Source organism: Devosia sp. (assembly GCF_036676215.1).
Lineage (GTDB): Bacteria > Pseudomonadota > Alphaproteobacteria > Rhizobiales > Devosiaceae > Devosia.
Map to the genome: position 1 here is coordinate 1 of NZ_JAKFDJ010000111.1, position 8854 is coordinate 8854.

Annotated in this window: 11 protein-coding genes and 1 riboswitch; of the genes, 3 read left to right on the top strand and 8 right to left on the bottom strand. The window is 62.4% G+C overall.

Going from position 1 to position 8854, the window contains the following annotated elements:
- Positions 1-322: 322 nt before the first annotated feature.
- Positions 323-465: riboswitch (FMN riboswitch) on the top strand.
- A gap of 104 nt (positions 466-569) precedes the next feature.
- Positions 570-1547: a DMT family transporter gene (locus V6M52_RS10565; RefSeq protein WP_332701004.1), complete on the top strand. Its 978-nt coding sequence runs from the start codon at positions 570-572 to the stop codon at positions 1545-1547.
- 130 nt (positions 1548-1677) lie between these two features.
- Positions 1678-2514, top strand: a complete 837-nt coding sequence (locus tag V6M52_RS10570) for a MurR/RpiR family transcriptional regulator (RefSeq protein ID WP_332686672.1) — start codon at positions 1678-1680, stop codon at positions 2512-2514.
- A gap of 83 nt (positions 2515-2597) precedes the next feature.
- Here the strand turns inward: V6M52_RS10570 and iolG are convergent, their stop codons facing one another.
- The 7 genes from iolG to V6M52_RS10605 form a co-directional block, all read right to left on the bottom strand.
- The gene (gene iolG, locus V6M52_RS10575) at positions 2598-3635 is read right to left on the bottom strand and encodes an inositol 2-dehydrogenase (protein ID WP_332701005.1); all 1038 of its coding nucleotides are present in this window, start codon (positions 3633-3635) and stop codon (positions 2598-2600) included.
- Between the two features lie 103 nt (positions 3636-3738).
- Positions 3739-4194: a MerR family transcriptional regulator gene (locus tag V6M52_RS10580; protein WP_332686676.1), complete on the bottom strand. Its 456-nt coding sequence runs from the start codon at positions 4192-4194 to the stop codon at positions 3739-3741.
- Positions 4195-4220: 26 nt separating this feature from the next.
- Positions 4221-4532 (bottom strand): integration host factor subunit alpha, encoded by a 312-nt coding sequence (locus V6M52_RS10585; protein WP_332686678.1) that lies wholly within the window; start codon positions 4530-4532, stop codon positions 4221-4223.
- Between the two features lie 239 nt (positions 4533-4771).
- Positions 4772-5749: a beta-ketoacyl-ACP synthase III gene (locus V6M52_RS10590; protein ID WP_332701006.1), complete on the bottom strand. Its 978-nt coding sequence runs from the start codon at positions 5747-5749 to the stop codon at positions 4772-4774.
- Positions 5746-6816 carry a phosphate acyltransferase PlsX gene (plsX, locus tag V6M52_RS10595; protein ID WP_332686682.1) on the bottom strand — a complete coding sequence of 357 codons (1071 nt, stop codon included), beginning with the start codon at positions 6814-6816 and terminating at the stop codon, positions 5746-5748. The genes V6M52_RS10590 and plsX overlap by 4 nt, the downstream gene beginning before the upstream one ends.
- Positions 6817-6893: 77 nt before the next feature.
- Positions 6894-7445 (bottom strand): YceD family protein, encoded by a 552-nt coding sequence (locus V6M52_RS10600; protein WP_332686684.1) that lies wholly within the window; start codon positions 7443-7445, stop codon positions 6894-6896.
- The gene (locus tag V6M52_RS10605) at positions 7442-7969 is read right to left on the bottom strand and encodes a ubiquinol-cytochrome C chaperone family protein (RefSeq protein WP_332701007.1); all 528 of its coding nucleotides are present in this window, start codon (positions 7967-7969) and stop codon (positions 7442-7444) included. Before V6M52_RS10605 ends, V6M52_RS10600 begins: the two co-directional genes overlap by 4 nt.
- Before the next feature lie 123 nt (positions 7970-8092).
- Here V6M52_RS10605 and V6M52_RS10610 point away from each other — a divergent pair, with 123 nt between their 5' ends.
- A complete protein-coding gene (locus V6M52_RS10610; protein WP_332686688.1) occupies positions 8093-8542 on the top strand; it encodes an outer membrane protein assembly factor BamE in 450 nt (149 codons plus the stop codon).
- A gap of 81 nt (positions 8543-8623) precedes the next feature.
- Here the strand turns inward: V6M52_RS10610 and V6M52_RS10615 are convergent.
- Positions 8624-8854: transcription antitermination factor NusB (locus V6M52_RS10615; RefSeq protein WP_332701008.1), on the bottom strand; the 231-nt coding region annotated here is incomplete at its 5' end.

The window sequence follows — 8854 nt, forward strand, 5'->3', positions numbered from 1 at the left end:
ACCACCGGCCGGACGCTGGCAGGAGGAGAGAGGGGCACAGCGCCCCGCCTCCAGCTCGACCGTCCAACCCGAAAGGGCGGCCGCTCGATGCGTGTGTGAAAAATCCCGGCGTGATGGCGAGACTACAGCCTCACATTTTTTGACTACCCTCTCGAGACTGCGGTCTCGCCATCACCGTTCTCCTGACAACCGCATCACAGGCGGCGCTTCTGCATGCACAATTATTCCATACTGTTCGCGGAGGACGCACAGTTACACCCTTGTGTCTACTTGCCCACAACCGCCCCCTCCCCTATGTTTATCGCGCGGAACAATACGTTCCGTATGTTCTCAGGGCGGGGTGCAATTCCCCACCGGCGGTAAAGGCGGCGACGCCAAGCCCGCGAGCGCCCGGCGAAAGTCGGGGTCAGCAGATCCGGTGTAATTCCGGAGCCGACGGTATAGTCCGGATGAAAGAGAACGGGATCAGCGCTGGCTCGCCGGCGCCCGCAGCCTTTCGGCGGCCGGGCGCAGGCACCCAGCGAGACCTCCCGTAACCCTGAGGAAACTGGTTACGGAAAGGACTTCACATGAGCCAAGTTTCCTCTTTTGCCAAAAATCCCGCCGCATCGGGCGCGTTCCTCATGGTGGTGGCAAGCATTGCCTTCGCCGGCACCAATGTCTTGCAGTCAGTCCTGCCAACCCCAACTGAGTATGGCGGCTTCGGCATGTCATCGACAGGCATGGCCTTCTGGCAATATGTCATTGCATCGGTACTGGCCTTGCCGCTGATCATGCGCATCGGTCTCAGCAATCTGCGGACCCGCCATCCCCTGCTGCACGAAATCCGCGCCTTCGTTTCAGCGCTCGGCGTCCACGTCTTCGTCTATGGTTTCGCCTCCGGCGTGCCGATCTGGCAGATGGTGACCCTGCTGGCCACCGGACCGCTCTTTGTCATTCTCGCTTCGACACTGTTCCTGGGTGAACGCGCCTCTGCCGCGCGCATCGCGGCGGGGCTGGTGGGCTTTGTCGGTGCCATCATCGTTTCCGGCGTCGGTACCGAAGGGCTCACCTGGTACACGCTGATCCCGATCATTGCCGCGGCGCTCTGGGCCACGACCGACGTGCTGACCAAGTACCTTTCCCGCGAAGAATCGCCGGAAACGCTCACCATCTCGCTGCTGGTGCTGGTAACGCCCAATCACCTGCTGATCCTGCTGGCGGTGAACGCCTTTGCCTGGCTCGCGCCGACGCTGGTTCCTGCCGGGCTCGCCACGGGCTTCCCCTTCGCCCTGCCCTCTGGCGACGGCCTGTGGCTGCTGCTGCTGCTCGGCGCTCTGACGGCGGCGGCGCAGTATCTGCTCAGCTTTGCCTACAAGGTGGCCGACGCGACCTATCTGCAGCCCTTCGGCGACCTGAAAGTGCCGTTGAGCGGCCTGCTCGGATGGATCTTCCTGAGCCAGACGCCGTCCGTCTGGTTCTGGCCCGGCTCGGTGCTGATCCTGGCCGCGTCGCTGTTCATCCTGTGGGCGGAAACGGATCGTCGCCCCAAGCTCAGCGTGGCGTAACCCGCTCATGCTCCATGGTCCCGCGGACGTGCTCCGCGGGCCAAATATTCCGTTTTCGGAACAGACTTTCCAGCAAGGCTTGATTGCGGCGCCGGATTGGGGATTATGGTCGCGAATGCGAGAGTGAGCCATGTCCGACGTCAAAGAACAGCCGCCGCAGGATTTCGACGCGCTGCGTACAGCGATCCTCGAGCGCAAGGCCGAACTGCCCAAGCGGCTAACCCAGGTGGCGGCCTATGCACTCGACCATCCGGACGAGATCGCCTTCGGCACCGCGGCCAGCATTGCGGTTTCCGCCGACGTGCAGCCCTCCACCCTGGTCCGCTTCGCCCAGCATTTCGGCTTTGACGGCTTTTCCGGCCTGCAATTGCTGTTCCGCGCCCGGCTGCGCGAACGCACCTCGTCCTACGAGGAGCGTCTGCGCACGCTGGAGCAGAACGGCGCCGCGCTGGCCGAAAGCACGACCATTTTCAACGGCTTCATCTCGGCCGCGCACCGCTCGATCGATGCCATCTCAGCCGCCGTCGAGCCCGACGCCTTCGAACGCGCCGTTACCCTCTTGGCCAAGGCCGAGACCATCTATCTCATCGCCAAGCGCCGCTCCTACCCCATTAGCAGCTACATGGCCTATGCCTTCGGCAAGCTGCGGGTGAAATGCCAGCTGGTCGGCACCTCGGCGGGTATCGACGATGACCTTCTGGCCATGGCCACGCCCCGCGATGCCGCCTTCGCCGTGAGTTTCTCGCCCTATGCCTCGGAAAGTGCGGCGCAGGCGCGGATGCTCACCTCGCGCGGCATTCCCGTGGTGTCACTGACCGATTCTGCGTTCTCTCCCCTGGCCGAGTGCTCCAAGGAATGGTTCGAGGTGGTCGAGGCCGATCATGCCGGCTTCCGCTCGCTCTCGGCCAGCATGGCCTTCGCCATGGCGCTCACTGTCAGCATCGCCGAAAAACGCCGGCGGCACTGAAGTAATCCCCCGCGCCCAAAGCTGCGCTAAACTGAAAAGGCCGCCAGAGGGGCGGCCTTTTGCATGGGATTGGACGAGTGCGGTCAGCGCCCCTGGAACACCGATTTGTCGGCCAGCGCGCCGGTGATTTCGGTCAGCCTTACCGCGCGACCTTCCTTGACCGATTTCAGTGCCGCGTCGGCCAGCGCCAGGGCAATCAGGCCGTCGATACCGCTGGGCGAAGCCGGAGACTTCGATTCAACCGCGTCGATGAAGGTACTGATTTCGCGGGCATAAGCTTCGGTGTAGCGGGTCATGAAGAAGTCATGCAGCGGCGGCCTGGTATAGCCGGTGGCATTGGCGACCTCGATCGACACCGGACGCTGATTCTCCGCCGAGACGGCGCCCTTGGAGCCATGCACTTCGATGCGCTGGTCATAGCCATAGGTGGCGCGGCGGGAATTGGAGATGGTGGCGTGCTTGCCCGACGCGGTGGCCAGCATCACCGAGACGCTGTCGAAGTCCCCGGCTTCCCCGATCGCCTTGTCGACCAGCACCGAGGCCTGGGCGCTGACCGTCTCGATTTCCTCCCCGAGCAGGAAGCGGGCCATGTCGAAATCGTGGATGGTCATGTCGCGGAAGATGCCGCCCGAGCGCTTGATGTAGTCCACCGGCGGAGCGCCGGGGTCGCGCGAGACAATGGTGACCATCTCGACCGCGCCGATCTCGCCCTTGGCGATCACGTCCTTGACCGCCATGAAGTGGGGGTCAAAGCGGCGGTTGAAGCCCACCATCAGCGTGCCGCCCTCGGCATCGACTATCTTGAGGCAGGCTTTGACCCGCTCCACGTCGAGATCGATCGGCTTCTCGCAGAAGATGGCCTTGCCGGCGCGGGAAAACTGCTCGATCAGGTCGGCATGGGTATCGGTGGGGGTGCAGATCACCACAGCGTCGATGTCGCTAGCCCCAAGGATCTGCTCTACGCTGCGCACCTCACAACCATATTGGGCTGCGATGTCATCGGCCGCCTTGGGAAAGGCATCGGCAACGGCCACGAGGCTGGCCTTGGGGTTGGCGGTCACAGCCTTGGCGTGAACCTTGCCGATGCGCCCTGCACCGAGCAGGCCGAAACGAACGGTCATTTATCTATCTCCGGGAATGGCAGGCCGCTGCAACATATGCACCAATGTCGAGCCCGTCTAGAACATTCATTCCATACGTTGCCGGATTGGTTGGCGGGCGCGATCAGGTCTCGCGGGCACGCTCGAGGATGCGTTTGCATTCCAGCAGTTCACGCAGCACGTCCGACAGCTTGTCGCGGGATTCACGATCGAGGCCCGGGCTGGCCAGCATCACGGCCTCTTCGATCTCGGCTTCGTCGCCAGCGGCTTCGGCCTGCTCGATCATCGGCAGGATGTCTTCGAGCGGCCTGCCCTCGCCGACGGCGATGACATAGCGGCTGCCCTGATCCTTGAGGATGCGCTGCACGCCCTTGATGGTGAAGCCCTGATCATAGAGCAGATGGCGGATGCCGCGCAGCAGCAGCACGTCTTCCGGGCGGTAGTAACGGCGGCCGCCACCGCGCTTCAGCGGCTTGATCGTTGAGAAACGAGTTTCCCAGAAGCGCAGGACATGCTGTGGCAGGTCCAGCTCATCGGCGGCTTCGGATATCGTCCGGAAGGCGTCTGGCGACTTATCCACGGAGGCTGAGACTCGCTCTGGATGGCTTATTTTCCAGTACGAACCATAGATTTGTTGATCTTGGACTTCAACACATTGGACGGTTTGAACACAAGAACCTGTCGCGGCAGGATCGGCACCTCTTCACCCGTCTTGGGATTGCGGCCGATGCGCTCGTTCTTGGAGCGGACCTGGAAGGAACCAAAGGAGGACAGTTTGACGTTCGCGCTGGTGATCAATGCGTCCCCGATAAGCTCGAGCACCCGTTCCACCAGCTCCGCCGACTCGGTCCGCGACAGCCCAACCGTGCCGTACACCGCCTCGGCCAGATCGGCCCGCGTAATCGTCTTTTGCGTCATTCGTACCCCCGTGTTGTCGAAAGGTGCAAATTCCCACGCCGGGACGGATCGCGTCCCCGATCAAATTGCCGCCGGCGCAGCCCAATGGGGCCGAGCCATAGCGCGGGAATCCTTCCCTTCGCGCAGCGCTATCAAACCGTCATAAACCCCTCATGCGGCTGATTTCGGCGCTGTGTTCCTCCACCCAAAAAGACACTAACGCCTTGAAAGGCTTAAGGTCAATCACGTGGCGACAGGTGTTACCAGCGAATGAGGGAAGCGGCCCAGGTAAAGCCGCCGCCCATGGCTTCAAGCATCACCAGATCGCCCTCTTTGATCCGGCCATCGGCAACGGCCGTGCTCAGCGCGAGCGGGACCGATGCGGCCGATGTATTGGCGTGCAGGTCAACGGTCATCACCACCTTTTCGGGCGGCAGGCGCAGCTTGGCCCCTGCCCCCTCGATGATGCGCTTATTGGCTTGGTGCGGCACGAACCAGTCGAGGTCGTCGACGGTGTAGCCAGCCTTGTCCAGCGTGGCATAGACCACATCGGTTATCTTGCCGACGGCATGGCGGAAGACTTCGGGGCCCTGCATGTGGACATGGCCGGTGGTGCCGGTGGTGGACGGGCCGCCATCGACATAGAGCTTGTCCCAGTGGTGGCCGTCGGAGCGAAGCGCCGAGGCCAGGACGCCGCGTTCAGGGGCGTCGTCGTCGAGTTCGATCTTCTCCACCACCATGGCGCCGGCACCATCGCCGAACAGCACGCAGGTGGTGCGATCGGTCCAATCGAGCAGGCGCGAAAATGTCTCGGCGCCGATGATCAAGGCCCGGGTGGCCAAGCCATTCTTGATATAGCTGTCAGCAGTGGCCAAGGCATAGACGAAGCCAGAGCACACGGCCTGGAGGTCGAAGGCCATGCCGTGATGCATGCCCAGTTTCATCTGGACGAGCGTTGCGGCGGCCGGGAAGGTGTAATCCGGCGTCGTGGTGGCGACGATGATCAGGTCGATGTCGTCGGGGGTGACGCCCGCCGCCGCCATGGCCTTCCTGGCCGCTTCTACCGCAAGATCGGACGTGAACTGCCCTTCGGCTGCGATGTGGCGCTCTTTGATGCCGACGCGCTGCTGAATCCACTCGTCGGACGTGTCGACCATGGTGGCCAGTTCGGCATTGGTCAGCACCTTTTCGGGCAGGTAGCCGCCGACACCGCGGATGATGGTACGCGTTTTGGTCACGCCGGTTTCGCCTCAGGTTCTGCTTCGGTTGGTACTGGCGCGGCCTTGATGGGGAAGCGCTTCATGGTTTCGTCAATCTTGTCGATCAGGCGGCTGTGAGCCATCTCATAGGCCAGACTCAAGGCGCTTTTGTAACCGATCTCATCCGTGCCGCCATGGGATTTGATCACGATGCCGTTGAGGCCCATGAATACGCCGCCGTTGACGGTGCGCGGATCCATCCTGCGCCGCAGGGCATTGAGCGCCGAGCTGGCGAACAGCGCGCCGATGCGGCTCATCAGATTAGATTTGAGGGCGCTGCGAAGATAGGAGCCAACCTGGCGGGCAGTGCCTTCGGCGGTCTTGAGCGCGACATTGCCGACAAAGCCCTCGGTGACGACGACATCCACCGTTCCCTTCCCAATGTCGTCGCCCTCAACGAAGCCGTGATAGGTGAATCCGGAGCCGCTGGCCTCCGTCAATATGCGGCCTGCCTCCTTGATGAAGTCGAGGCCCTTTACCTCCTCGGTGCCGACATTGAGCAGGCCGACCGTCGGCGAGTCGGACTCGAACAGGCAGCGCGCCAGGGCCGATCCCAGAATGGCATAATCGACCAGTTGCTGTGCATCCGCGCCAATGGTCGCGCCCATGTCGAGCACGATGATATCGGTGCGCAGGGTCGGCCAGATGGCGGCGATGCCCGGCCGAGAAATACCCTTCATCGGGCGCAGGCAAAAGGTGGCCATGGCCATCAGCGCGCCGGTATTGCCGCCGGAAATGGCCACGTCGGCCTCTTTGTCCTTCACCGCCTGGATGGACATCCACATGGACGACGTACCTTTGCCCTTGCGCAGGGCCTGGCTGGGCTTTTCGTCCATGGCGATCACCAGATCGCAGTGGCGTATAGTGGATACGGGCTTGAGGTCGGGAAATTCGTCGAGCAGGGGAGCAATCTGCTCCTGGCGGCCATGGAATATGAAACGGATATTCTTGTGCTCGCGCAGGGCCAGATGGGCTCCGTGGATCACGGCACGGGGGGCATTGTCACCGCCCATCGCATCCACTGATATCGTTATTTTATCGGTCATTTCAGCCCGTTCTACGCCCCGCGAGGAGGCAGCCAAACATATCCCATCGGGGAGTCGGTGCAAGCCGGCGCTTGTCGCTACCGGTCAATATCGGTGGACTTCTTGAGCTTTTTGAGGGCGGCGAAGGGGCCAGAAGGCTCATCCCCCAGGTGGACGCCGAGGGAATCAAGTCCTTCACCGGGAAGGCGCGGATAGGGATCGATAGCCAGCGCCAGCGTCTCGATCAGCAAGGCGCTGAGATCAACTTCGGGACCATCGATGTGGTCGGGAAAATCCTCGTCCTCGAGGTCGACGAAGATTTCTGAGCCCGGTGTTGGCTTGTGAGCTTGCGCCTCCGGCAGAAATACCCGGTCGATGGCCTCGTCTACATGCTGCCCCACCGGCTCGAACGTCACCACGGAAGGTTGCACGATATCGGCCACAAGGCGCCCCTGGGCCCTGAGGCCACCGCGCAGGGGCGCAACCATCAGGGTCGCTTCGAAGGAGTCGATAGCGCTCAGCTTGAGTAGCTCGGCGAGCGCCGCGCGCGTGGGTTCGTCGAGCGAGACCGTGAGGTCCCGACCGGAAGCCGGCATGCGGTCGATGCGAACAACTGCATCGAACAGCGGAGGCGTTGCAGAAGCGCTCACGCCGCGACCTCGAAACTCAGTGCACCGCCCGTAATGGAACCAGCGGCCTGCGCCGCCAGGGCCCGGTCTTCGGCGAGGAGGTAGTCGGCCAAGGCCGCTACATGCGGGCCGGGAGCGCCATCGAAGATGTTGCGCGCCAGCACGTCTTGCAGCGCTACGGCATCGTTGCGGTCCATCGCCTCGTTCATTGCGGCGAGCAGACCGAAGAAGATATTGCCCATCTTCTGGATTCGTTTGGGTACGCCCAGATCGCCAACGCCCATCTCCCGCAACGAGCGATCCATGTCCTTGAAGAACAGATCAAACACCGCCTGGCTAAAGTGTTTCTGCTCGCCGGATTCGGCGCGCAGGCGGCGAAACAGCAGCGCCATATGCAGGCTGATCATATCGAAGCGCCCCGTCACTGTGTCGGGGACCCCCCACTCGACGTAGAACCGGGGTTGCCGGGATTGCGCCACAATAGCGCTATAGACGGCGTAAACCGGTTCGGTGGCTGTGTTCTTGCGGAACAGGGACAGGATCATAGGATTGCGGTCCATTGTCAGCTTGCCAGACGGACAAGTTGGCAGCTAAACATTCCGGCGGCCACAAGAGCCGCCGCCTTGTTGTCGTGCCTATAGTCGAGAGCCATCGGGAAAGTCAAATTCATGCCCTTGCGTACCGCCACCGGTCCATTTGCGCCGCTCGCCGCTGCTGCCCTGCTCGCAATGGCGCTGGCGGCCTGCACCAGCAGCAACTCGCTGATCACCCAGCGGACCCAGGGGTATGAGATCTCCGAGAGTGCCTTGGCGCAGATCCGGCCCGGTCAGAGTAAAGACCTAGTGACGCTGGTGCTCGGTTCGCCCCAGTCGGTCAATTCGTTCGGCGACCAATCTGCATTCTATTATGTCGAGACCAAGGTGCGCCAGACTTCGTTCGGCATGACGATGATCGACTCGCGCACCGTTCTGGTCGTCTATTTCGACAAGAACAATAAGGTAGTCGACAAGGCCGTTTACGGTCTGCAGGACGGCAAGACCGTCGCTATCGAAAGCCGCCGCACGCAGTCCTTCGGCGAGGATCGTACGTTCATCGACCAGATCCTGCAGAGCTTCTAGGTCGCAGATGGAAGAATTCGAAAGCCTCGGGAAACCGGGGCTTTTTCTTTGCCCGGAGGCACCGGGAGAACACCGGGCGCACTAGAGAGTCTCGCTGAGATCCGTACCAGCTTCGCGCGCCATCGCATCGAGGGCGGCGTTGACGAGGCCGGTGGCGTCGTCTTCGTAGAAGGCCTTGGCGACATCCACATATTCCGTGATGACGACACGGGGCGGGATGTCCTTGCGGCGGAGAAGCTCGAATGCCGCGGCGCGCAGGATGGCGCGCAGCGTGGCATCGACCCGCTCGACCGGCCATCCTTCAGCCAGCGC

Coding starts and splice junctions, on each gene's coding strand:
- plsX (WP_332686682.1), bottom strand. CDS start 6,816: ATGACCGATAAAATAACGATATCAGTGGATGCGATGGGCGGTGACAAT.
- V6M52_RS10565 (WP_332701004.1), top strand. CDS start 570: ATGAGCCAAGTTTCCTCTTTTGCCAAAAATCCCGCCGCATCGGGCGCG.
- V6M52_RS10605 (WP_332701007.1), bottom strand. CDS start 7,969: ATGATCCTGTCCCTGTTCCGCAAGAACACAGCCACCGAACCGGTTTAC.
- V6M52_RS10570 (WP_332686672.1), top strand. CDS start 1,678: ATGTCCGACGTCAAAGAACAGCCGCCGCAGGATTTCGACGCGCTGCGT.
- V6M52_RS10585 (WP_332686678.1), bottom strand. CDS start 4,532: ATGACGCAAAAGACGATTACGCGGGCCGATCTGGCCGAGGCGGTGTAC.
- V6M52_RS10610 (WP_332686688.1), top strand. CDS start 8,093: ATGCCCTTGCGTACCGCCACCGGTCCATTTGCGCCGCTCGCCGCTGCT.
- iolG (WP_332701005.1), bottom strand. CDS start 3,635: ATGACCGTTCGTTTCGGCCTGCTCGGTGCAGGGCGCATCGGCAAGGTT.